The 23,790-nt window shown below is 63.8% G+C and carries 20 protein-coding genes and 1 pseudogene; 10 read left to right on the top strand and 11 right to left on the bottom strand.

Features of this window, described 5'->3' with window-relative positions; genetic code table 11:
* Positions 1 to 164: 164 nt before the first annotated feature.
* The gene (locus tag ACZ5KU_RS17055; protein ID WP_054058140.1) at positions 165 to 1,217 is read left to right on the top strand and encodes a GlxA family transcriptional regulator; all 1,053 of its coding nucleotides are present in this window, start codon (positions 165 to 167) and stop codon (positions 1,215 to 1,217) included.
* Positions 1,218 to 1,348: 131 nt separating this feature from the next.
* On the top strand, positions 1,349 to 3,067 hold the full coding sequence (locus ACZ5KU_RS17050; protein ID WP_054058141.1) for a hydrogenase maturation protein: 1,719 nt from the start codon (positions 1,349 to 1,351) through the stop codon (positions 3,065 to 3,067).
* Here ACZ5KU_RS17050 and ACZ5KU_RS17045 read toward each other — a convergent pair.
* The 4 genes from ACZ5KU_RS17045 to ACZ5KU_RS17030 all read right to left on the bottom strand — a co-directional run bounded on the left by ACZ5KU_RS17045 (position 3,064) and on the right by ACZ5KU_RS17030 (position 8,061).
* Positions 3,064 to 4,107, bottom strand: coding sequence for an ABC transporter ATP-binding protein (locus ACZ5KU_RS17045; protein ID WP_054064325.1), 1,044 nt, complete (start codon positions 4,105 to 4,107; stop codon positions 3,064 to 3,066). The genes ACZ5KU_RS17050 and ACZ5KU_RS17045 overlap by 4 nt on opposite strands.
* Positions 4,104 to 5,585: an ABC transporter permease gene (locus tag ACZ5KU_RS17040; RefSeq protein WP_241494455.1), complete on the bottom strand. Its 1,482-nt coding sequence runs from the start codon at positions 5,583 to 5,585 to the stop codon at positions 4,104 to 4,106. The genes ACZ5KU_RS17045 and ACZ5KU_RS17040 overlap by 4 nt, the downstream gene beginning before the upstream one ends.
* A 132-nt stretch (positions 5,586 to 5,717) precedes the next feature.
* Positions 5,718 to 6,734, bottom strand: coding sequence for an iron ABC transporter substrate-binding protein (locus ACZ5KU_RS17035; protein WP_054061483.1), 1,017 nt, complete (start codon positions 6,732 to 6,734; stop codon positions 5,718 to 5,720).
* A gap of 250 nt (positions 6,735 to 6,984) precedes the next feature.
* Positions 6,985 to 8,061 (bottom strand): AbrB family transcriptional regulator, encoded by a 1,077-nt coding sequence (locus ACZ5KU_RS17030; protein ID WP_416769106.1) that lies wholly within the window; start codon positions 8,059 to 8,061, stop codon positions 6,985 to 6,987.
* Positions 8,062 to 8,192: 131 nt separating this feature from the next.
* On the opposite strand from ACZ5KU_RS17030, the gene ACZ5KU_RS17025 reads away from it, so the two are divergent.
* The 4 genes from ACZ5KU_RS17025 (at position 8,193) to ACZ5KU_RS17010 (ending at position 12,467) form a co-directional block, all read left to right on the top strand.
* Positions 8,193 to 9,095: a LysR family transcriptional regulator gene (locus tag ACZ5KU_RS17025; RefSeq protein ID WP_054057068.1), complete on the top strand. Its 903-nt coding sequence runs from the start codon at positions 8,193 to 8,195 to the stop codon at positions 9,093 to 9,095.
* Between the two features lie 898 nt (positions 9,096 to 9,993).
* Positions 9,994 to 10,497 carry a hypothetical protein gene (locus tag ACZ5KU_RS17020; protein WP_239687914.1) on the top strand — a complete coding sequence of 168 codons (504 nt, stop codon included), beginning with the start codon at positions 9,994 to 9,996 and terminating at the stop codon, positions 10,495 to 10,497.
* A gap of 60 nt (positions 10,498 to 10,557) precedes the next feature.
* Complete coding sequence (locus ACZ5KU_RS17015) at positions 10,558 to 11,835, top strand: transporter (RefSeq protein ID WP_054057066.1); 1,278 nt, start codon at positions 10,558 to 10,560, stop codon at positions 11,833 to 11,835.
* 2 nt (positions 11,836 to 11,837) lie between these two features.
* On the top strand, positions 11,838 to 12,467 hold the full coding sequence (locus tag ACZ5KU_RS17010) for a C39 family peptidase (protein ID WP_081005892.1): 630 nt from the start codon (positions 11,838 to 11,840) through the stop codon (positions 12,465 to 12,467).
* Between the two features lie 85 nt (positions 12,468 to 12,552).
* Here the strand turns inward: ACZ5KU_RS17010 and ACZ5KU_RS17005 are convergent, their stop codons facing one another.
* The 7 genes and pseudogenes from ACZ5KU_RS17005 to ACZ5KU_RS16975 all read right to left on the bottom strand — a co-directional run bounded on the left by ACZ5KU_RS17005 (position 12,553) and on the right by ACZ5KU_RS16975 (position 19,828).
* A complete protein-coding gene (locus ACZ5KU_RS17005; protein ID WP_054057065.1) occupies positions 12,553 to 12,912 on the bottom strand; it encodes a Na+/H+ antiporter subunit G in 360 nt (119 codons plus the stop codon).
* Positions 12,909 to 13,187 (bottom strand): K+/H+ antiporter subunit F, encoded by a 279-nt coding sequence (locus tag ACZ5KU_RS17000; RefSeq protein WP_054057064.1) that lies wholly within the window; start codon positions 13,185 to 13,187, stop codon positions 12,909 to 12,911. Before ACZ5KU_RS17000 ends, ACZ5KU_RS17005 begins: the two co-directional genes overlap by 4 nt.
* Positions 13,184 to 13,672: a Na+/H+ antiporter subunit E gene (locus ACZ5KU_RS16995; RefSeq protein WP_054057063.1), complete on the bottom strand. Its 489-nt coding sequence runs from the start codon at positions 13,670 to 13,672 to the stop codon at positions 13,184 to 13,186. Before ACZ5KU_RS16995 ends, ACZ5KU_RS17000 begins: the two co-directional genes overlap by 4 nt.
* Positions 13,669 to 15,348, bottom strand: a complete 1,680-nt coding sequence (locus ACZ5KU_RS16990) for a monovalent cation/H+ antiporter subunit D (protein ID WP_054057062.1) — start codon at positions 15,346 to 15,348, stop codon at positions 13,669 to 13,671. Before ACZ5KU_RS16990 ends, ACZ5KU_RS16995 begins: the two co-directional genes overlap by 4 nt.
* Positions 15,345 to 15,689 (bottom strand): Na+/H+ antiporter subunit C, encoded by a 345-nt coding sequence (locus ACZ5KU_RS16985; RefSeq protein ID WP_007986256.1) that lies wholly within the window; start codon positions 15,687 to 15,689, stop codon positions 15,345 to 15,347. The genes ACZ5KU_RS16990 and ACZ5KU_RS16985 overlap by 4 nt, the downstream gene beginning before the upstream one ends.
* A complete protein-coding gene (locus ACZ5KU_RS16980) occupies positions 15,689 to 18,619 on the bottom strand; it encodes a monovalent cation/H+ antiporter subunit A (protein WP_054057061.1) in 2,931 nt (976 codons plus the stop codon). The genes ACZ5KU_RS16985 and ACZ5KU_RS16980 overlap by 1 nt, the downstream gene beginning before the upstream one ends.
* 185 nt (positions 18,620 to 18,804) lie before the next feature.
* Positions 18,805 to 19,828, bottom strand: a pseudogene (locus ACZ5KU_RS16975) (DMT family transporter).
* A gap of 12 nt (positions 19,829 to 19,840) precedes the next feature.
* Here ACZ5KU_RS16975 and ACZ5KU_RS16970 point away from each other — a divergent pair.
* From ACZ5KU_RS16970 to ACZ5KU_RS16955, 4 genes are all read left to right on the top strand, one after another.
* Positions 19,841 to 20,404: a helix-turn-helix domain-containing protein gene (locus ACZ5KU_RS16970; protein WP_054057059.1), complete on the top strand. Its 564-nt coding sequence runs from the start codon at positions 19,841 to 19,843 to the stop codon at positions 20,402 to 20,404.
* Positions 20,405 to 20,633: 229 nt separating this feature from the next.
* Entirely contained in the window at positions 20,634 to 21,836 is a 1,203-nt protein-coding gene (locus ACZ5KU_RS16965) for an SfnB family sulfur acquisition oxidoreductase (RefSeq protein WP_054057058.1), read from the top strand.
* A 9-nt stretch (positions 21,837 to 21,845) separates the two neighbouring features.
* Positions 21,846 to 22,301, top strand: a complete 456-nt coding sequence (locus ACZ5KU_RS16960) for an acyl-CoA dehydrogenase family protein (RefSeq protein WP_054057057.1) — start codon at positions 21,846 to 21,848, stop codon at positions 22,299 to 22,301.
* A complete protein-coding gene (locus ACZ5KU_RS16955; RefSeq protein ID WP_054057056.1) occupies positions 22,291 to 23,688 on the top strand; it encodes an LLM class flavin-dependent oxidoreductase in 1,398 nt (465 codons plus the stop codon). The genes ACZ5KU_RS16960 and ACZ5KU_RS16955 overlap by 11 nt, the downstream gene beginning before the upstream one ends.
* Positions 23,689 to 23,790: the final 102 nt, after the last annotated feature.

The following is a 23,790-nucleotide window of genomic DNA, read 5'->3' as shown; positions in this document are numbered from 1 at the left end:
CGGCTGTTCTTCAGGCTCGGATGCCGCCGAGCATTGTTTTCTGCCGCGTCACAGCTGTCAAAGAAAACTGCGTGGCAAGCCTTTCGAACAGTTTTGAAGGCGCTGCGCGAACGCGATATTCTCGTGCCCACCAGCCTCCTGGTTCTCCTTGAGCATCATCACGCATGTCCGAATCACCACCGGCGGGGCACCGCCAATTCAGTCGCAGCCTCAAGACCCTGAATCTCGCCTACCTGAACGAGTCGGGCCAGGGAGCGCTCACGCCGCCACCACCCCGGCGGATCGCCTTCGTGCTGCTCGACAATTTCTCGATGATGGCCTTCACCGGCGCGCTGGATGGACTGGTCACGGCCAACCTGCTGGGACGGGCGCCGCTGTATGAAGTGAAGACCTTTGGCATCGATCACCTGCAGATCGCCTGCGACCTGGGTATCTCCATCGCCGCCGACGACTGCATCAGCGCCCTGCGTCCGGACGGCGCCGACCTGCTGATTGTCTGCGGCGGCCTGCGCAGCCCGTTGCAGCCGGCCGGCAAGCTGGTGGAGAAACTGCGCCAGTGCGCGCGGGCGTCGATGCAACTGGGCAGCCTCTGGAACGGCTGCTTCCAGCTGGCCCATGCCGGCCTGCTGGACGGCCGTTCCTGCACCGTGCACCCGGAGAACCGCGCCGGCCTGATGGAAATCTGCCCGACGGTGCAGTTGTTGCCGCAGCCCTATGTGATCGACGGTGGGCTGATCAGCTGTGCCGGCGCCAACAGTGCCCTGGGCCTGATCCTCAACGTGATCCGCGCCCAGCAGGGCGACGAACTGGTACGGGGGATCGAGGCGATCCTCAGTTGCGACCGCAGCGAACAGACCGACAATATGCCGCTGGCGCGGGTCTCCCGCGATCCGCGTCTGCCGGTGGCGCTGCAAAGCCTGCTCGACCTGATGGAAAACAATATCGAAGACCCGCTGGAGCTCGACCAGTTGGCGGCCTACGTCAACCTGTCGCGGCGTCAGGTCGACCGACTGTTCCAGCAGTTCATGCAGAGCTCACCCAAGCGCTACTACCTGGAGCTGCGCCTGACCCGCGGCCGGCAACTGCTGCTGCAGACCAACGAGTCGGTGATCAACATCGCCACTGCCTGCGGCTTCGTCAGCTCGGCGCACTTCAGCCGCTGTTTCCGCGACTTCTTCGGTCACACCGCCAGCGAAGCCCGCGCGCGTCACCGCTGACGCCTGCACCTTCGGCCTTGACCTCGATCAAGGCCGGCTCCTCACACCGCGCTACTGTAGCCACTCCGGTCGGGCCATGGATTGTTCATCGCAGCAGTGGGCCCGGTACATGCTCAAGGAGGAGGTTAGTCATGCGCTCATTGAAGATCATTCTGTTGTCCACCGCGTTCAACGGTCTCACCCAGCGTGCCTGGTTGGCGTTGCGCGAAGCCGGGCACGAGCCCAGTGTGGTGCTGTTCACCACTGAAGAGGAGGTCTGCCGGCAGATCGAAGGCAGCGGCGCGCAACTGGTGATCTGTCCGTTTCTCAAGGACCGTGTGCCCGAGCAGTTGTGGCGCAATACCGAGCGCCCGGTGGTGATCATCCATCCGGGAATTGTCGGCGACCGCGGCGCCAGCGCGCTGGACTGGGCCATCAGCCGCAAGCTCCCGCGCTGGGGCGTGACCGCCCTGCAGGCGGCCGAGGAGATGGACAGCGGCGCGATCTGGGCGACCAGCGAATTCGAGATGCCGGCCCAGGTGCGCAAGTCGCAGTTGTACAACGGCCCGGTGGCCGATGCGGCGCTGATCTGCATCCACGAGGTGGTGGCGAAATTCGGTACCGATTTCAAACCGACGCCACTGGACTATGAATCGCCAGACGTGCGCGGCCACCTGCAGCCGAACATGAAGCAGAGCGACCGCAGCTTCAGCTGGCATGACAGCGCCGAGTTCATCAAGCGTCGTATCGATGCCGCCGATGGCCAGCCCGGGGTACTTGCCAGCCTCCAGGGTGAGCAGTACTACCTCTACGACGCCCACCTGGACAGCCGCTGCGGAACCCCCGGGCAACTGCTGGCGGTACACGATGACGCGGTGCTGGTCGCCACGGGCGATCGCAGCATCTGGATCGGTTCCCTGCGGCGCAAGCCCGCCACCGGCGAGGAAACCTTCAAGCGCCCGGCGCGCCATGTGCTGGCCGGGCGGCTGGACCAGGTGCCGACCCTGGACTGGTCGATCAGCACCCACCGGCAATGCCTGGAGGCCTACCAGCCGATCCGCTATCGCCAGGTGGGCGATGTCGGCGAACTGACCTTCGAGTTCTACAACGGTGCGATGAGCACCGAACAGTGCCGCCGGCTGGTCAGTGCGTTGCGCTGGGCCAGGGCCCAGGACACCAAGGTCCTGGTGTTCCGTGGCGGGCAGGGCAGTTTCTCCAACGGTGTGCACCTGAACGTCATCCAGGCTGCTGCAGTGCCAGGCCTGGAAGCCTGGGCCAATATCCGTGCGATCAACGATGTCTGCCGCGAACTGCTGAGCGCCCGGCAACTGGTGGTCAGCGGCCTGACCGGCAGTGCCGGGGCGGGCGGGGTGATGTTGGCGCTGGCGGCGGACGTGGTGCTGGCCCGCGACGGCATCGTGCTCAATCCACACTACAAGACCATGGGCCTCTACGGTTCCGAATACTGGACCTACAGCCTGCCGCGGGCGGTGGGGGCCGACCTGGCCCTGCAACTGACCCAGCAATGCCTGCCGCTGAGCACCACCCAGGCGCTGGCGATGGGCATGATCCAGGGCATCGGTCCGCGTTGTCCGCAGGCCTTTGGCGAGTGGTTGATGGGCGAGGCCCAACGCCTGGTTCACGAGCCGCACATGGCTCGCGAAAACAAGCAGGCGCCGGATCTGGAGGCGATGGAGTACTGCCGCGACCTGGAACTGGCGCAGATGCAGCAGGACATGGTGCAGGACCGCAATGGCTTCGCCGGCAAGTGCCGCAACTTCGTGCTCAAGCGCAAAGCCTGCGGTACGCCAGAGCGCCTGATCGCGCCCTGGGCCCGGCCGACCCGGACGGCGGGCGTGCTGACCTGCTAACCCAGCACGTGGGCGTGCCCGAGGGTCGACACCCGCACCTGGGCGCCGACCCGCGGTGCCAACATGCCGCTGCTGCGCACCAGCAGCGGACGTTTCCCCGCGTTGGCCAGTTCCACCGTCAAGGTGCAGGTATTGCCACCGAAGTCACAGTCGGTCACTACCGCCGGGCTGCCCGCGATCTCACCTGAGCCGGGCATGGCCAGTTGCAGTTGTTCGGGTCGCAGCATGATCTGCGCCGGGCCATGCAGGCCTTCATTGTTGACCGGCACCTTGCCCAGCTCACACTCCGCCCAGCCATCCTCGATCCGCGCCGGAAGAATGACCGCGTCGCCGAGAAACACGGCAGTGTCCTCGTCGACCGGGCGCAGATAGAGATCCATCGGCGCCCCGGCCTGTACCAGCCGGCCCTGGCGCATCACCGCCAGTTGATCGGCAAACGACAGCGCCTCGGCCTGGTCATGGGTCACCAGGATGGTGGTCACGCCGGCATCCGACAGCAGGCGCGCGACCATCTTGCGCATGGCCGCGCGCAGCCCGGTGTCGAGGGCCGAGAACGGTTCGTCGAGCAGCATCAGCCGTGGCCGCTGGGCCAAAGCGCGGGCCAGGGCGACCCGTTGCTGTTGGCCGCCGGACAGTTCATGGGGCCAACGGCTCGCCATCTGTGCATCCAGCGCGACACTCTCCATCAGTTCGGCGATACGCGGCTGTTTCTCGCTGGTCTTGCCGGCGAGGCCGAAGCCGATGTTGTCGGCCACGGTCATGTGCGGGAACAGCGCACCGTCCTGCGGCACATAGCCGATCAGGCGCTGGTGGGCGGGGATGGCGGTGTGGGCGTCGACCAGTGGCTGGCCGTCGAGCACGATGCTGCCGGAGTCGGGAAATTCGAAGCCGGCGATCATCCGCAGCAGGGTGGTCTTGCCCGAACCCGAGGGGCCGACGATCGCCGTGCGGCTGCCGGCGGCGAGCGACAGGCTGACGTTCTCCAGGGCCGATTGTGCACCGAAGGACTTGTAGAGCGAGTTGAGTACCAGAGCGTTCATCGGCCCGCCGTGCGTTTGGATTGATGGTAGAGAAGGCCGGTCAGCGGCAGCGACAACAGGATCATGATCAGGGCATAGGGTGCGGCGCCGGCGTAGTCGATTTCGCTGCTCAGGGCCCAGAAGCCGGTGGCCAGGGTGCGCGTGCCATTGGGCGCCAGCAGCAGGGTCGCGGTCAGTTCGTTGACCACGGCCAGGAACACCAGCGCCGCACCGGCGGCGGCACCCGGTGCGGCGAGGCGCAGGGTGACCAGCCAGAGGGCCCGGGCCGGCGAGCGACCGAGGCTCTGGGCGATGTTCTCCAGCTCCACCGGCGCCTGGGCGATGCCCGCGCGCAGGCTCACCAGGGCCCGCGGCATGAACATCAACAGGTAGGCCAGCAGTACGGTGAGCGAGGTCTGGTAGATCGGCCGGGCGAAGTGGATGGTCACCGTGACCAGCGCCAGCGCGACGACGATGCCCGGCAGCGAACTGGTGATGTAGTTGCAGCTTTCCAGCAGGCGATGCAGGCGCCCTGGCGAGCGGATCGACAGCCAGGCCACCGGCACTGCGGCGCAGGTGGTCAGCAGCGCACCGGCGGCCCCGAGCAGCAAGGTTTGTTGCAAGGCCGGCCACAGCTCGTCCGCCTGCCAGACATCCACGCCGCCGGCGACCAGCCAGTTGCCCAGGGTGATCAACGGCACGCCGAGGGCCAGTGCACTGCTGAGCAACGGGACACTCAGGCCCACCAGCTTGCCTGCGACACCGAGCCGTACCGTGCGCTGCTGGCGGGCCGTACCGGAGCCGACCCGGGCGTAGCGGGCCTTGCCGCGGGCCGCCGACTCGACCGTCAGTAGCCCCAGGCAGCACAGCGCCAGCAGACCGGCCAGGGTGTGGGCCGCCGGGCCGCTGAACGTCGACTTGAACTGGTCGAAGATCGCCGTGGTGAAGGTGTCGAAGCGGATCATCGCGTAGAGACCGTATTCGGCCAGCAGGTGCAGGCCGACCAGCAGCGAGCCGCCACAGATCGCCAGCCGCAGTTGCGGCAGCACGATGCGCCGGAACACCGCCCAGGGCTTGAGCCCCAATGATTCGCCGACGTCCTCGATGGCCGGGTCCAGGCGCCGCAGGGTGGCGGCGATGGGCAGGTAGAGGAACGGGAAATAGGCGATCACCGACACCAGCACGCCGCCGCCCAGGCCGTGGATCGACGGCACCAGGCTGACCCAGGCGTAGCTGTGGACGAACGCCGGCACCGCCAGCGGTGCGGTCGCCAGCAATGACCAGAGACGCCGGCCGGGCAGGTCGGTGCGCTCGGTCAGCCAGGCCAGGGCCAGGCCCAGTATCACGCACAGCGGCAGGGTGATCAGGGTCAGCAGCAGGGTGTTGGCCGCCAGTTCCGCCACCCTTGGGCGCCACACCAGTTCCAGCAGGGTGCTCCAGCCGGTCTGCCAGGCCGAGAGGATGACGAAGGCGATGGGCAACAGGGCCAGCAGGGACATCAGCAGCGACAGTCCGATGATCCACGGATTGCTCTGCCGAGCGAAAAATTTTCCGGTTCGCCGAGGCGAAAGCGCCGCAGGCGCGTGAGCGGCTGCGGCGGTGTCCAGAGGAGGGTTGGACTGCGGGAGCAATTACAGGATTCCGGCTTGGGTCATCAGGGCCACGGCCTTCTTGCTGTCGAGTTTCGAGGCGTCGACCTTCGGCGCGTCGAGGTCCTTGAGCGGCACCAGTTTCGCGTTGGAGTCGGCACCGACGCCGACCGCGTACTCGAACGAGTTGCCGTCGCGCAGCACTGCCTGGCCGCCCTTGCCGGTGACCCACTTGAGGAACGCCTGGGCCTCCTCCTGGTGCCGGCTGGACTTGAGCACGCCGCCACCGGAGAGGCTGACGAAGGCGCCCGGATCCTGGTGCCGGAAGTAGTGCAGCGAGGTGTTCTTGCTGTTCTCGCCGGTCTTGGCCTGGTCGCCGAAGCTGTAGTAGTGGTAGATCACACCACTTTCCACCTGGCCCGCGTTGACCGCCTTGAGCACCGCGCTGTTGCCGCGGTAGACCGAGGCGTTGGCCTTCATCGCCTTCAGCCAGTCCAGGGTGGCGGCTTCGCCCTTGAGTTCCAGCACGGCGGCGACGATGGCCTGGAAGTCGGCACCGGCCGGCGAAGCAGCCCAGCGGCCTTTCCACTCAGGCTTGGCCAGGTCGAGCAGCGACTTGGGCAGTTGCGCTTGGCTCAGCTTGTCCTTGTTGTAGACGAACACGGTGGAGCGGGCGGCGATACCGACCCAGTTGCCGTGGGCCGGACGGTAGGCGGCACCGACCTGTTCCAGGGTGCTCGGCGCGACCGGGGCGAACAGTTTGGCGTTGTCCACCAGCACCATGGCCGGCGAGTTCTCGGTGAGGAACACGTCGGCGGGCGACTTGTCGCCTTCCTGCACGAGTTGGTTGCCCATCTCGGTGTCGTCACCGTTGCGCAGGGTCACCTTGATCCCGGTTTCCTTGGTGAAACCCTCGACCCAGGCCTTGGTCAGGCTTTCGTGCTGGGCGTTGTAGACCACGATGCCCTCGGCGCTGGGCGCCGCGTAGGCCTGGCCGGCGCCGAACAGGGCGGTGGCCAGCAGGGTCATTTTGAACAGCGAAGGGAAACGGGAAATCATTCTGTGGAAGCTCCTGCGGTCTTGTGTACGGTCTTATGGTCGATGCCGAGAAGCGGGAGCGGGTGCGACTGCACCCTTTTCGCCGCTCCGGTTAAACAATAGGAATCATTCGCATGTTTGTTCGGGCGGGAATGTAGAGGGGCAGATGAGAAAAAAACGTGAAATGAATCGTTAAGCGGCGTCGTTTGCCGATGGGTTCAGGCAAGCGACAGCACCGCGATTGCATCCCTGCAAGGGCGGGTGCCGGGCGTCACGCCTGGCGGGCGAAGCGGATCACCAGGCGGGCGAAGTAGGCACCGGTGAAGATCACCGCCAGCAGGCGCAGGGTCTGCATGGCCAGCACCAGGCCGACGTCGGAATGGGTGTCGACCGCGATGATTGCCATGGTGTCCAGGCCGCCGGGGCTGGTCGCCAGGTAGACCGAGAGGAAATCCAGGCCCAGCCACTTCGCCAGCAGCCAGGCGGAGGCGGCGCACAGGGCGATCAGGCTGATGGCGCTGAGGATCATCACCGGCAGGCGCTTCCAGACGTAGAGCACGGTGGGGCGGTCGAAGCGCAGGCCGACGTAGCAACCGATGGCGCCGTAGGCCGTGGCCAGCAGCCAGGCCGGCAGGGTGATGTGCAACAGGCCGGACAGTTGCAATGCGCCACCGATCAGCAGGGGGACGAGCAGGGCTCCGGCCGGTACGCGGGCGCCGAGCACCACCCCGAGCACCGCTGTTGCCAGGGTCAGCCCCAGGCTGAGCAGGTCCAGCCCGTGTTGGGGCGCGGCCATTGCGTGCTGCTCGCCGCCGCCGGCCGGCGCTTCGAGCACATGGCTGACCAGCGCGCCGATCACCACCACGCAGACCACCCGCACGTATTGCATGGTTGCCACGACCCGGCCGTCGGCCCCGAAATCATCGGCCATCGCGACCATGGCCGACGCCGCGCCGGGGGAGGTCCCCCAGGCGGCGGTGCTGGCCTGGATGCCGCCGAAACGGACCATCAGCAGGCCGACCAACGAGCTCAGGACCACCGTCAGTACCGTGGCGAACAGCATCAGGTGCCAGGAGTCGGCCATGGCTTCTAAAACGGCCAGGGTCATCGAATGGGCGGCGAGCAGGCCGATGCAGCCCTGGCCCAGGCGGAATGCCTGGCGATGGATGCGGATGCGGGCGCCGCTGACGCCGAAGCCGATCGCCACCAGCATCGGCCCGATGAATTGACCGGCCGGCAGGTTGGCGTGCTTTAACAGTTGCCCGGCGCTGCCGGCGAGAAGGATCAGGGCCAGCCATTGCAGCGGGCGTGGCCAGTGGCTCAGGGAAAAACGCGATGAATCGGACAAAACTCCCTCCAGAGCGTCGGACGCACCTGTTGCAGGGCGTTGCGATCGACGCGATGGGTAAATTATTGATAGCGCAATTGATCAAGTCCAGTTTCTAATTGTCATGAATCTATAACTTTGGTTGATTGATTATGGACCTGCGCGATCTCACCTATTTCGAAACCATCGCCGAACTCGGGCACCTGGGGCGCGCCGCGGAGAAGCTCAACCGCAGCCAGCCGGCGCTGACCAAGAGCATCCAGCGCCTGGAAGAGTCGTTCGGTACCAAGCTGTTCGAGCGCGAGGGCCGGCGCATCAAGCTGACGCCGGTCGGGGTGCTGTTGCAGCAGCGCGCCCGGCAACTGCAGCAGAACATCGCCGAGACGCACCGCGAAGTCCGCGACTTCGCCAGCGGCGTGCTGGGCAATATCCGCCTGGGTTGCGCGTCGAGCATGGCCGAGTACCTGCTGCCGCAACTGACCGCGACCTTGCTCGAACGTGCGCCGCAGATCACGCTGAACCTGGTCATCGGCCAGGACAACATGCTGCGCGAGTCCCTGCGTGCCGGCCGCCTGGACGTGGTGATCTGCCCACAGTTCGACAGTGATCCGCAGATACTGGCCCACCCGTTGTTCGACGATGAGGCGGTGGTGGTCGCCAGCCGCAACCACCCGATCTTCGACGGTCCGATCCGCCTGAAGGACCTGGGACGCTACCGTTGGGTGCTGCCGGCCACCGGTGTTTCCTCCCGGCGCTGGATCGACGGCGTGTTCCTGGCTCGCGGGCTGCCGCTGCCGTCGGTGCAGATCGAGACCAACACCATCTCGTTGCTGCCACCGTTGATTGGCCAGACCCAACTGCTGAGCTTCCTGGCGCGCAATACCCTGGAAGACGTGCGCGGGGCCATGCACCTGCGTGAGGTGCCGCTCAAGGAAACCACCATGAAACGCACCCTGGTCGCCGCCGTGCGTGACGGCGGCTACCTGTCCCCGGCGGCGCAGAGCCTGCTCGACCTGCTCAGGAGTGAGGGGCGGAGCTTCTTTGTGGAGCGTTGAACGGCTGGGCGCGCTGGGAGCGTAGGGGGGACGCGACCGGATCTCGCCGGTAGCGACAAAAAACATATAAGAAATATTTCGTATCATTATTCGGGGCTTGGAAATTTCTCATCTTGGCCCCTCCCAGTTTTCCGATTTTTCCAGCGCCGTCAGTCGCGAGGAAATGGTTAAGTTCATGAAAAATAATGGCTTATTGCTATTATTTCGTCATGGTCCGATGAATCCCTGGTGTCCGGAGATGTTTAATCCGGCCAGGCAACTCGTCCTTGAAACAAGGGGCATGTAACGAACCGGCTGCTTTTCTGACACGAAGAAATATATAAGACTGCAAGCAAAGGATTTAAGGGTGGCAAACGCCACCCTACTGTTCAGCGCATGAGCGCAAGGAATGACGTCATGAAAGTCAATGCAAGCAGTCTGGTCGTCTTGGATAGAATCAGGATTACCAGTACGTCACCTGCCTATATTGATCCGCAAGGCGCGAGGTTCGTCGCTGGCTCTTCCGGGGGCATCGGCCGGACACTCGGCGTATCAGTCAAATACCTCCCAGGTCTCTAGGCTATGTACGAAATCGCTTGAAACTTGGTTATGCAGCGTTAAAAACCGGCTCGGAATGCTCATTTACTCCAGTAAAGTCGGACGCGACCCCGGCCGTTCCTCGCCGGTTTTTGCCTTGCCTAACCTGCGTTTCAAACAATTTCGTACACAGCCTACGGGAAAATGGACTTTCAGACATGAGCTCACGCTGTAAGGCGTCCATGTCAACTCCCGGTTTGAGCAAGTGTCTTCACAACCCGATTACTCAATCCATCACGTCGCACCCGCGAATGATGGGCTTCATGAGTAAGCTTGGCATTTATATGCCTTAACGTTCCTTAAACCAAACCGAGGTACATGGATGAAAAACCTAGTAAAGTCCGCAATGGCGGCTGCATTGATTCTGGCTGTGCCTGCAATCAGCCATGCCGGGAATCCCATTCTGGAATCGCTGAAGTCCCAGGGCCTCCAGCCTGCCGAACTGAGCGATAAACAACTGGGTGATATCAAGGGCGCCGCCCTTATTACCGGCCAACCGATGCCCAGCGTAACGCAAGGGTTGCAAACCTATCATGTCACCTGGAAGAAGTTCGGCAGCCAGAGTGACTATCGCTCCTACAATATTGTGGGTACCTCCTATGATCCGCATGGGGTTTATACGTACGACTACGATGGCGGTACCTACTATGTTGCAGGTGACCGTTGGCTCGCTGACAAAACCAGCAACGTAGGGGCATGGAATCTGGCGTACGCAACGGAGATTGATCTGCATGTGCAAGTACTCCATCCCGAAACCAAGCAGCCAAGTGTTTATGGCTTCCGCACGAGTTCCTGGAATCGCCCTATCTCAACGTTCTCCTGGTAACTAAAAACTGGAAGTCATAGCGCTGTCTATGGCTTCCACCATCGCCGCAAGGGTTTCTTGATGATTTGCAATTCGCAGCATTTTCAAAAAATGTATTTTTTTCTATTTCTGATTGCCCCCTTCGCCTATGGTGACAATATCAAATTAAAAAGTGGAGACAGGTATTCGGGGAATATCATCTCCTATACAAACGGCATCTGCGTATTTGATACACGATATGGTGCGGCAATCAGGATCCCTACCGCCGAAATCGAAAGCATTGCGACAGACACTCAATACCATGTTGAGTTCTCGAGTGGCGAAAAGGTCATCGGGCAGCTGAAAACCGACAGTGCTGGTCTGACCTCGATAAACTCGCAGACCTTTGGCACATCCCCGATCGCCATAGGATCGATAAGCCGAATAGTGAAGTCCTTCAGCCACACTGAGACAGAGCAGAGGGTCAAGGCCGGTGAGGGTGCCAAGGGAAACGAGCAGAAGGAGTATGGTGCCGAGACGGAAAACCAGGCTCCCCTGGATTTCCTGACCGGATCCACCGTACTGCTTTCTCCCGGGAAGGTCGAGCTGGACTTGAGTTCGACCTACAAGCAAAGCCGCACCCAGTACAGTCTTCCCGCAGCAGGCTACTTTCAGAAATCGTCCTACTCCGCGCGCCAACTGGAACTGCGTCCGACTATCAGGGCAGGGCTGTACGAGGGGGTGGAGGTATACGCAAGCGTGCCCATGACCTATAGCCGGGTGCAAGACGTATCAAGCAACGAGTACATCAGAAGCACCAGCTCGTGGGATATGGCCGACATTTCCTTTGGTGGCCAGTATCAACTGACACAGGAAACGGAGAGTACCCCGGCAATATCTGCCACGTTCGATGTCAGTGCCCCGACGGGCAGGAAAAAATACAACTCCTTCAGTGACAGTTGGAAGGACCCGCTGAACAATGGTAGCGGGCACTGGAGTGTCGCTCCGGGGCTGGCATTCGTCAGGTCCACCGACCCTGCCATCCTGTTTGGTGGTTTCAATTACCAGTATTTCTTTGCCAACAAGGTTGACGGCTACGATGTACAGCCTGGCTGGGTTGTCAATACGTACTTCGGTGTGGGGTTCGCTCTGAATGAGCGTTTGTCCCTCGGCTCCAGGTTTTCCTATTCTTACAGTTCAAACATGAAGGCCGAGCACGAAACTATCTATGGTTCCGACTCGGATCCGATGGATATCACCTTGAATGTTTCCTACAGACTATCCGAAAGCTGGCTGATTTCCCCGAGCATCACGTACGGCCTGAACAACGACTCCGGGCCGGCCGCGCTATCCATAAGTTTGAAGAAGAATTTGAACTAACCATGAACAACGCCCCGGTCTTCACGATGCTTGCAGTACTTTTATTTTCAGGTGCAAGCAGTGCAGCGCCAAAGATAACATCGCTGCAACAGCTGAAATTTTCTGGAATTCAGCGCCAGACGCTTGACTATTCGTGTGGTGCTGCTTCGCTCACGATACTCCTGAATCAGTACTTCTCTGACAGCATTGGGGAACAGCAGATACTGTCCGAAATCATTCATAGGCTGTCAAAAGAAGAGCTGCTGGATCGAGTCCGGAAAGGTTTTTCAATGCTTGATCTGAAAAACGCGGCAGAAAATCTTGGTTATAACGCTGCTGGAGTCATGCTGCCACTGGAGGCGGCATCAAGGTTGAAAGGTCCCACCATCATCCTTTTAAGGCGTAAGGAATTGAATCATTTTGTCGTGCTGAAAGGCGTCAGCCAGGGAAAGGCTTTCCTGGCAGATCCTGCCAGGGGGAATCTGAGAATGCCACTGTACGAACTTCAAAAGCAGTGGCATGGCGAAACGTTGATCGTTGGGCGCGATGATGTCGGTCTGATTCAAGACCATCTGCTCGCCCTACCCAACACCAGGAGCCTCTACCCGGAAAGCAATACTGTACGGACTCTTCAGCAGCTACCATTCAAGTAGACTCAGGATCCGTGGCAGATATCCTGAAGCCAGCTCCCGAAGGACGGTGCAGTGCCTGGGGAGAAAGGGCGCCGGTAGCGGCATCTCAGCTGCCGCCCTCGGGGCGCCCGCTGCTGACTTCTCCCGGCACGTCATCACCGGCCATGCGCTTGCGGAACAGCCCGGTGCGGGCCAGCAGCAAGGTGGTGACCGGTACGGTGATCGACAGCAGGATCGGGATCAGCCAGGCATGCATCACCGGTTCCGACTTGAGCGCGGAAAAGTACAGGATCGAGGCCAGCGCCACGCACCAGGCGCCGATGGTCGAGGCCAATGCCGGCGGGTGCATGCGCTGGAAAAAGTCCTTCATGCGCAACAGGCCGATGGCGCCGCACAGGGCGAACAGGCTGGCCAGCACCAGCAATACCGCCACCGGAATCTCGATCCACAACGACAGTTCATTCATTCGATCACCTCGCCACGCAGGAGGAATTTGGCCAGGGCAAAGGAGCCGACGAAGCCGAACAGAGCGATCAGCAGCGCCGCCTCGAAGTAGGTGTCGCTGGCATAGCGGATGCCCAGCACCAGCATCATCAGCATGGCGATGATGTACAGGTAGTCCAGCGCCAGGACCCGGTCCTGTGCCGAGGGGCCCTTGAACAGCCGCACCACGGTCAGGACCAGGGCCACGCTGAAGAGGAACAGACTGAACAGGATCGCGTTGGCGAGCAGTGCGCTCATTCGAAGATCTCCATCAGGGGGCGCTCGTAGGTGTCCTTGAAGTGCCGGATAAACAGCGCTTCCTCATCCAGGTCGAACACGTGCAGCAGCAGGATGCTGCGGTCCAGCGCCAGTTCCGACCAGACCGTGCCGGGAATCACCGTGCAGATCATCGACAGCGCGGCCAAGCCGTTGGCGTCGCGCAGGTCCAGCGGCACCTTGATGAACGCCGAGCGCGGCGGTCGCCGACCGGCGTTGAGCACGCCCCAACCGACGGCCAGGTTGGATACGATCACATCTCGGCCCACCAGCAGGAACAGACGCAGGATCACCCAGGGGCGGCGGATGCGGATCGGCAGCGGCCGCAGGGGCGCCATCATCAGCGGCGCCAGGAAGCCCAGGGCTGCACCCAGCAACAGCTGGCCGGGACTGACCGAAAGGTTCAGCACCAGCCACAGCAGCCACAGCGCCAGGGACAGCCAGGGCGCGGGGAACAGGCGTCTCATGGCTGCACCTCCTGCGCGACGGCCTTGACTGCCGGGCTCGGCAACGCGCGGGTCGCCAGCACTGTACTGATATAGTGCCCGGGGTTGGCGAGGCTGGCGGCGGTGGCCTGGGTGTAGCGCAGCAGCGGCTCGGCCTTGACGGTCAACAGGATGCACAGGCCGAGCAGGACGACGATGGACAGGCACTCGAAGCGGCGCAAGGTCGGCGACGGGCGGTCCGCCGGGCTCCAGAAGCGCTGCACGCCCATGCGGGTGAAGGCGATCAGCGAGGCCAGCCCGGACACCACCAGCAGTAGCACCAGGGCCCAGGCCGCAGGCGAGATCGGCGCGTCCTGGCCGAGCCCCAGGGGGTTGAGCAGGGCACTGAGCAGGCTCAGCTTGGCGATGAAGCCCGACAGTGGCGGCATGCCGATGATCAGCAGGGCGCAGGCGATGAAGCTCAGGCCGAGGAAGGCCATGGTCCAGGGGATCACCTGGCCCACCACGGCTTTCTGTTCGTCGTCCAGGTTGGTGCCGGGGCGTGGGTGCAGCGATTCCAGCGGCCGGGGCAGCGGGTCGATGTCTTCGTCCAGCGGCAGCTCGTTGGCCGAGCGCGAACGTTCGATCAACTCGCTCAGCAGGAACAGGGCGCACATCGCCAGGGTCGAGCTGACCAGGTAGAACAGCGCGCCCGCCGTCAGGTTCGGCTGGGCGAAGCCGACCGCCGAGAGCAGGATGCCCGCTGATACCAGGATGCTCAGGCTGGCCATGCGTTCCAGGCGCTGGGCCGCCACGATGGCAATGGCGGCAACGCCGATGGTCGCCATGCCGCCGTAGATCAGCCAGTCGCCGCCGAAATACGCCGAGGCGCCGGCCTGGCCGGAGAACAGCAGGGTCCACAGGCGCAACAGGGTATACACGCCGACCTTGGTCATGATCGCGAATATCGCCGCCACCGGCGCGCTGGCCGAGGAGTAGGCCGGCACCAGCCAGAAGTTCAGCGGCCACATGCCGGCCTTGGCCAGGAACGCCACGGCGAGGATCGCCGCACCGGCGTGCAGCAGGCCACGGTCGGCCTCCGGCACCAGCGGGATCTTCACCGCCAGGTCGGCCATGTTCAGGGTCCCGGTCACGCCATAGATCAACGCCGCGCCAATCAGGAACAGCGACGAAGCCAGCAGGTTGATCGCGATATAGTGCAGGCCCGAGGACACCCGCGCCCGCCCGGAGCCGTGCAGGATCAGGCCATAGGAGGCCGCCAGCAGCACTTCGAAGAACACGAACAGGTTGAACAGGTCTGCCGTCAGGAAGGCGCCGTACAGACCCATCAGCTGGATCTGGAACAGGGCATGGAAGCTGCTGCCGGCACGGTCCCAGCGGGCCATGGCGAACAGCAGGGCACACACGCCGACGATGCCGGTGAGCACCAGCATCAGCGCCGAAAGGCGGTCGACCACCAGCACGATGCCGAACGGCGCCTGCCAGTTGCCCGGCAGGTACACGCCGATGGAGGCGGGCTCCACCGATTGCTGGCTCCAGATCAGCAGCCACACGGAAATACCCAGCCCCAGCAGGCTCGAGCTTAGGTTGAGGCGGGCCTTGAGCGGGCGGTGCTTCTCGCCGAGCATCAGCATCAGCGCGGCGGTCAGCAGCGGCAGCAGGATAGGGGCGACGATCAGGTGCGGTAGCAAACTCATTCCTTGGGCTCCCGACCGTCCACATGGTCGGTGCCGGTCAGGCCCCGGGATGCCAGCAGGACCACCAGGAACAGCGCGGTCATGGCGAAGCTGATGACGATCGCCGTCAGCACCAGCGCCTGGGGCAGCGGATCGGTGTAGTGCAGCAGGTCCTGGGGCACGCCGTCCTTGATGATCGGCTCCTTGCCGATGAACAGGCTGCCCATGCTGAAGATGAACAGGTTGACCCCGTAGGACAACAGGCACAGGCCCATCACCACCTGGAAGGTCCGGGGCCGCAGGATCAGCCAGACGCCGGAGGCGGCGAGTACCCCGATGGCAATGGCAATGACTTCTTCCATCAGGCGATTCCTCCCTTGAGTGCAGGCTTGCCGGGTGATGCGGTCAACTGACCGGGTCGGTGCGCACGAACCGACTGGTGCGCCAGCGCCGTGAGGATCAGCAGGGTCGAGCCGACCACCACCGCGTACACGCCGATGTCGAAGAACAGCGCACTGGCGACATGGATATCGCCCAGCAGCGGCAGGTGCAGGTGGGCGGTGTGGGTGGTCAGGAACGGATACCCGAAGGCCATCGCCCCCAGCCCGGTGAGCGTCGCGCAGAGCAGCCCGAAGCCCATCCAGCGCAACGGCCGCAGGCTCATCTGTGCCTCGACCCACTGGGTGCCGGCGACCATGTATTGCAGGATGAACGCCACCGACATCACCAGGCCGGCGACGAAGCCGCCGCCGGGCTGGTTGTGGCCGCGCATGAACAGGTACATCGAGACCACGAAGGCAATCGGCAGCAGCAGGCGCACCAGCACTGCCGGCACCATCATGAAGCCCAGCGCGGTGTCGCTGGCGCTGCGCGGGTTGACCAGGTCGGTGACCACATCGCTGGCCAGCAGGCGTTGCTGGTTGGGCAGCTCGAGGCTCTCGCGCGGCGGGCGGAAACGACGGAGCAGGGCGAAGATCGCCAGCGCGGTAGCCACCAGCACGGTGATTTCCCCGAGGGTGTCGAAGCCGCGGAAGTCCACCAGCATCACATTGACCACGTTGCTGCCGCCGCCTTCGGGCAGGGCCCGGCTGAGGTAGAACGAGGAAATGTCGTTCGGCGTCTGGCGGGTGAGCATGGCGTAGGACAGCAGCGCCATGCCGCCACCGACCAGCACCGACAGCAGCAGGTCGCGCAGGCGGCGAATACGCGCCTTGCGCAGGCTGTTGGGCAGCGGCGAAACCTCTTCGATTCGCCGTGGCAGCCAGCGCAGGCCGAGCAGGATCAGCACCGTGGTGACCACTTCGACCACCAGTTGGGTCAGGGCCAGGTCCGGTGCGGAAAACCAGACGAAGGTGATGCAGGTCATCAGGCCGCAGACACTGACCATGGTCAGTGCCGCCAACCGGTGGTACTTGGCCTGCCAGGCGGCGCCCAGGGCGCAGGCAATGGCCAGCAGCCAGAGGGTGACGAAGACGATCGAGCCGGGGATCTTCGGCCGGTCGCCCCAGCTCAGGCTGCTGTGCAGCATCGGGATCAGCCCGGCCACCAGCGCTGCCAGCACCAGCAGGAACAACTGCGGCTGCAGGCGCTGGGTGCCGAGCAGGCGGGTCAGGCGCCGCGCCAGGCGCATCTTCAGTACCAGTACCGATTCGAACAGGCGCTTGCCGTCCAGGCGGCCGATCAGCGGCGGACGGGCGAAGCGTCCGCGCTTGAGCTGGTTGCGCAGCAGCAGATAGAGCAGCACGCCGGCGGACATGGCGATCAGGCTCATGACCATCGGTGCATTCAGGCCGTGCCAGATCGCCAGGCTGTACTCCGGCAGGCTGCCACCGACCACCGGCAGGGCGGCGGCGGCGAGGATCGCGCCGACCACCTGGGCCGGGAAGATCCCCACCAGCAGACAGGTGAACACCAGCAGCTCGACCGGTGCGCGCATCCAGCGTGGCGGCTCATGGGGAGTGTGGGGCAGGTCGGTGGCCGGTGGGCCGAAGAACACGTCGACGGTGAAGCGCAGCGAATAGGCGACGCTGAAGGTGCCGGCGATGGTCGCGATGATCGGCAACGCCGCTTCGACCCACGCCGTGGAGTTGATGAACACCGTCTCGGCGAAGAACATTTCCTTGGACAGGAAACCGTTGAGCAGCGGCACCCCGGCCATTGCGGCACTGGCGACCATCGCCAGGGTGGCGGTGAACGGGATCAGCTTGACCAGCCCGCTGAGCTTGCGGATGTCGCGGGTGCCGCTTTCATGGTCGATGATGCCGGCGGCCATGAACAGCGAGGCCTTGAAGGTGGCGTGGTTGAGAATATGGAACACCGCGGCCACGGCGGCCAGCGGGCTGTTCAGGCCCAGCAGCAGGGTGATCAGGCCCAGGTGGCTGATGGTCGAGTAGGCCAGCAGGCCCTTGAGGTCGTTCTGGAACATGGCGCAGTAGGCGCCGAGCACCAGCGTTGCGGCACCGGCACCGCCGACGATCCAGAACCATTCCTCGCTGCCCGACAGCGCCGGCCACAGCCGCGCCAGCAGGAACACCCCGGCCTTGACCATGGTCGCCGAGTGCAGGTAGGCCGAAACCGGGGTGGGCGCGGCCATCGCCCGCGGCAGCCAGAAGTGGAAGGGGAACTGTGCGCTCTTGCTCAGCGCGCCGATCAGGATCAGTGGCAGCAACACGGGGTAGAGGGCATGGGCGCGGATTTTGTCACCGGCCGCCAGCACCGCATCCAGCTCGTAGCTGCCGACCACATGGCCGAGGATCAGCACCCCCGCCAGCAGGCACAGGCCGCCGGCGCCGGTGACGGTCAGCGCCATGTAGGCGCCGCGCCGGGCATCGGAGCGGTGGTGCCAGTAGCCGATCAGCAGGAACGAGAACAGGCTGGTCAGTTCCCAGAAGAACACGATCTGGATCAGGTTGCCGGACAGCACCAGGCCGAGCATCGCTCCCATGAACGCCAGGAAAAAGGCGAAGAAGCGTGGCACCGGATCGTCCGGCGACATGTAGTAGCGCGCGTAGAGCGACACCAGCGTACCGATGCCCAGCACCAGCATGGAAAACAGCCAGGCGAAACCATCCAGGCGCAGCACCAGGTCCAGGCCGAGGCTGGGCAGCCAGCTGACGGTCTGGTGGATCACGCCGCCGTGGGCGATCTGCGGGTAGAACAGGGCCATCTGAACCGTTCCGACCAGGGCAACCACACCGGCCAGGATCGATTCGCTGTTGCGCGCATTATGGGGCAGCACGGCTGCCAGACAGCTGCCTAAAAAAGGCAGAAGCAGTAGAACTATCAGTGACATAGGCTTCTAATCTGCAGGAGTTTGCGAAGGATCATACGTGGCCCGTCCGGGATCACCAACCCGGAAGCTGTCGCAGAATCCTACAAGGAGAGTGGCAAATGCCTGATATACCTGCCCGAAGAGTAGCAGTGTAGGAGCGTGGCTTGCCCGCGAAGAACGATCACGCGATCTCTAATTAATCTCCATCAGGGATTATTCGAATCCAGCCCCTGCGCTTCGACACCTTCCTCAACCGCCTCGGCACCCTTGCCCCTGGTCTTCAACTCACTGACGATCACTGCCGCCACGATCAGCCCCGCCCCGAGCAACGCCAACCCCGGCAACCGCTCACCCGCCAGCCGCCCGGCGATCCCGGCCCAGACCGGCTCGCCGGCGTAGATCAGCGTGGCCCGGGTCGGCGATACGCTCTTTTGCGCCCAGTTCATCGCCACCTGGATCGCCGCACTGGCGGCGCCCAGGCCGACGGCGCTGAGCAGCAGCGTCCAGGAAAACGTCGGCAACGCTTCCCGGGTCGGTGCGATCATCAGCAAGGCCAGCACCGAGGCGGTGCCCAGTTGCACCACGGTGACGCGGCGTACATCGACCTTGCCGGCATAGTTGCCGATCAGAATGATCTCGGCGGCAATCGCAATGGCGCTGAGGATGGTGGCGACTTCCCCCGAACTGAAATTCAGCTCGGCGCCGTTCGGTCCGGACAACAGCATCAGCCCGGTAAAGGCCAGCATGATGCCGATGCTGGGCATCAGGCCCGGCCGCTTGCCCAGCACCAGCCACTGCAACAGCGGCACGAAAGGCACGTACAGGGCGGTGATGAACGCCGACTGGCTGCTGGGAATGGTTTGCAGGCCCACGGTTTGCAAGCCGTAGCCGAGCATGATCGCCGTACCGATGAAGACCCCGGCCTTCACCTCGAACGCCGTCATGCCCCGCAGGCTGCGGGCCGAGAACAGCGCGACGATAATGGCCGCGGCGGCAAACCGCAGCCCGACGAAGAACATCGGTCCGCTGACGGCCATGGCGTGCTGCACCAGCAGGAAGGTGCCGCCCCAGATCATGGTGATCAGGATCAACACGCACTCGGCTTTGCTGAACCGCAGCACCGAAGGGACTAAACTGCCGGATTTGACCGATACCATGGCCTTGCGCGCTTCCTGGAGTGAGACGCACAATGCGCCGAAAGATGGGCAGTATACTGCGCAAACCCGGCATGTGAGCAATATAGTGCACAAAGAAACTTCGCAACGCGCTTCGGTTCTGCAACACGTCAGCCTCAATGTCCGGCGTCTGCGCCATGCGGCACAGTTGAGCCAGGCGGCGCTTTCGGAAAAATCCGGGGTCAGCCGGCGGATGCTGGTGGCCATCGAGGCAGGGGAAAAGAACGTCAGCCTGACCACCCTCGACCGCGTGGCCGAAGCACTTGACGTAGCTTTCAGCGACCTGATCCAGGCTCCGGATGCCCGTGACCCGAGCCGCATCAACGAACTGGCCTGGGCCGGTTCGATCCCGGGGAGCAAGGCGGTGCTGCTGGCCAAGGCGATGGCCAGCCGCGAGGTCGAACTGTGGGAATGGCGCCTGGAACCGGGGGAGGTTTATCACTCCGAGCCGGACAACGATGGCTGGAGTGAACAGCTGTATGTCTTCGAAGGATGCCTGACCGTCTGGCTGGGGGAAGAACAGCGCTCGGTGGCGACGGGAGAGTTCTTCATGTTCCCGAGCAACCAGCCCCATGGGTATCGCAATGATGGCGAGGTCGCGGTGCGCTTCGTGCGCAATGTGGTGCTGTAAGGTGAATGGCCTGGGCGGGCGATTCGTACATTGCCTAGGCTTCGACTGATGTCCCTCCGAGTGTTGCCAGAGCAACAGCAACTGGACAGTTTGGCTGTTTTCCAGTTGCGTCCATTTCTAGGTTTTTATCATAACTATCTGAAATTTAAGAAATTTATATTCAGGCACGACTCCTGCTATGTCCTCTGCATGCGTTCTTTCGCACTCAACAGGACTCTGGAGTCGGTCTATGACAGCTGCCGCCAAACCCACCACTGTCGCCCATGTCATCCGCTCGGATGAAGAGGCGATCGCCGCCGCCAGGCAACTGGCCGCACGTTTTGCCGTCGAGGCCAGCGCACGCGACCGCGAACGCCGCCTGCCGGCCGCCGAGCTCGATGAGTTCTCCGCCACCGGCCTGTGGGCCATCACCGTGCCCAAGGCCTACGGCGGTGCCGGGGTGTCCTATGTGACGGTGGCCGAGGTGATCAAGATCATCTCGGCGGCCGACCCGTCCCTGGGGCAGATCCCGCAGAACCACCTCGGCGTGCTCGACATCCTGCTGCAGACCGCCAGCGAAGAGCAGAAACGCCACTACTTCGCCAAAGTGCTGGAAGGCTACCGCTTCGGCAACGCCTTCTCCGAAGCCAAGAGCAGGAACGCCGGCACCTTCGACACCCGCATCCGCTTCGACGGCGACAGTGCGGTGATCAATGGCGAGAAGTTCTACTGCACCGGCGCCCTGTTCGCCCATATCGTCCCGGTGGTCGGCCTCGACGAGGCGGGCAACGCGCAGATCGCCTTCGTCGAGCGTCATGCCCCGGGCCTGACCATCGTCGACAACTGGGACGGTTTCGGCCAGCGCACCACCGCCAGCGGCAACGCCCTGTTCGTCGATGTCCGCGTGCCGCGCAGCAGTGTCATTCCCGCTCATCTGGCCTTCGACCAGCCCACCGCCAACGGCCCGATCTCGCAGATCATCCAGGCCGCGGTCGATACCGGTATCGCCCTGGGCGCCCTCGAGGAAACCAAACGCCACGCCCGCCAGGCTCGCCCGTGGATCGACAGCCAGCAGGAACACGGCTGGCAGGACCCGTTCAGCCTCGCGACCATCGGCGACCTGGAATGGCGGGTGCACGGCACCGAGGCGATCCTGGAAAAGGCCGGTCGGGCCATCGACCATGCCCTGGCGCAGCCCAGCGAGGACAGCGTCGCCGAGGCCTCGGTGGTGGTGGCCCAGGCCAAGGTGCTCTCCGCCGAAACCTCATTGCTCGCCGCCAGCAAGCTGTTCGAACTGGCCGGCACCCGCTCGGTGCTGGGCAAGCACAACCTCGACCGCCACTGGCGCAACGCCCGCACCCACACGCTGCATGACCCGGCGCGCTGGAAATACCACCTGATCGGCAACTACCTGCTCAACGGCGTCAAGCCGGCCCGGCATGCCTGGAACTAGGAGTCCGCGATGAACGCATTGAATCAAGCCATTCCCCGTGATGCCGCGCTCAACCATGCCGGCGCTGACCTGCAGGCTGCCCGCAGCGGCCTTGAACGGACGCTTGCCGCCGTGCGCGGCCACGCCAGCCAGGCACGCGATCCGCAGGTGATCAGCCAGTTCGGTGACCTGCAGATCCGTATCGAGGTCGCCACCGCCCTGATCGAGCGTGCCCAGCGTTTCGCCGACGGCCCCCAGGACGAGGCGGAAAAGCTCATTGCCGCCACCGAAGCGGCGATCGCCAGCGCCGAGGCCCTGCAACAGGTGGGTAACACCGAGTGGGCGCTGACCGGTCAGCGTGCCGTAGTGTCACCCAGCCATGACCCGCTGCAGGACCCCCTGCACCTGAAATACAAGCTGATTGGCAACTTCCGCCTCAATGGCGTGCTGCCCGACCGTTCCAGGAGTGCTGTCGATGTCCCGTGAAATTCGCCTCAATGCCTTCGACATGAACTGCGTGGGCCACCAGTCCCCCGGTCTGTGGGCCCACCCACGGGATCGTTCCTGGCAGTACAAGGACCTGGAGTACTGGACCGACCTGGCGAAGATTCTCGAGCGTGGCAAGTTCGACGGCCTGTTCATCGCCGACGTGCTCGGCATCTACGACGTCTACAACGGCAACGGTGATGCAGCGATCCGCCAGGCGGCGCAGGTGCCGGTCAACGATCCGCTGCAACTGATCCCGCCGATGGCGCTGGTGACCGAGCACCTGGGGTTCGGCCTGACCGCTTCGCTGTCCTTCGAGCACCCGTATCCGTTCGCCCGGCGGCTGTCGACCCTCGATCACCTGACCAAGGGCCGGGCCGGCTGGAACATCGTCACCTCGTACCTGGAGAGCGGGGCGAAGAACCTCGGCCAGCGCGCCCAGACCGAACACGATGCGCGCTACGACTACGCCGAGGAGTACCTGGAGGTCTGCTACAAGCTCTGGGAAGGCAGTTGGGAAGACGGCGCGGTGCTGCGTGATCGCGAGCGCAAGCTGTTCAGCGATCCGCGCAAGATCCACGAGATCCAGCACTTCGGCAAACACTTCCAGGTGCCCGGCATTCATCTGTGCGAGCCGTCGCCACAGCGCACGCCGGTGCTGTACCAGGCCGGCGCGTCGAGCCGCGGCAAGCAGTTCGCCGCCGAGCACGCCGAATGCGTGTTCGTCGCCGCACCGTCCAAGGTGCTGCTCAAGAAGGTGGTGGCCGACATCCGCCGACGTGCCGCCGAGGCGGGGCGCGATCCGAAGAGCATCCTGATCTTCAACCTGCAGACGGTGATCGTCGACGAGACCGACGCCAAGGCCAGGGCCAAGTTCGAGGAATACAAGTCCTACGTCAGCTACGAAGGCGCGCTGGCGCTGATTTCCGGCTGGACCGGGATCGACTTCAGCCAGTTCAAGCCGGACGAGCCGCTGCGGCATGTACACACCAATGCGATCCAGTCGGCCGTGGAGACCTTCTCCACGGCGGACCCGAACCGGGTGTGGACGCCCCACGAACTGGCCGACTGGGTGGGGATCGGCGGCTTCGGACCGCTGTTCGTCGGTGGGCCGCAGACGGTGGCCGACCTGCTGCAGGAGTGGGTCGAGGAGACCGACGTAGACGGCTTCAACCTGGCCTATGCGCTGACCCACGAGACTTTTGTCGATGCGGTCGAGTGGCTGGTGCCGGAGCTGCAGAAGCGCGGCGTGTACAAGAAGGAGTACGCGCCGGGGACCCTGCGCGAGAAGCTGTTCGGGGCGGGACCGAAGCTGGCGGATATCCATCCGGGAGCCGGGTACCGGGATCTGGCGGCGTTGCAGCAGAAGCCGGTGCGCTCGGCCTGAGGGGCGGGCGGTGGCCTTGAGGACGCCTTCGCGGGGTTGCCCGCCAATAGCCCCGAAAACAACACCCACAACTTTACAGACATACCCCATTGCCGCCAGCGG

This window comes from Pseudomonas sp. Tof1, assembly GCF_055390395.1.
Note: the sequence above shows the minus strand (reverse complement) of the source record. Positions and strands in the feature narration are given on the sequence as shown.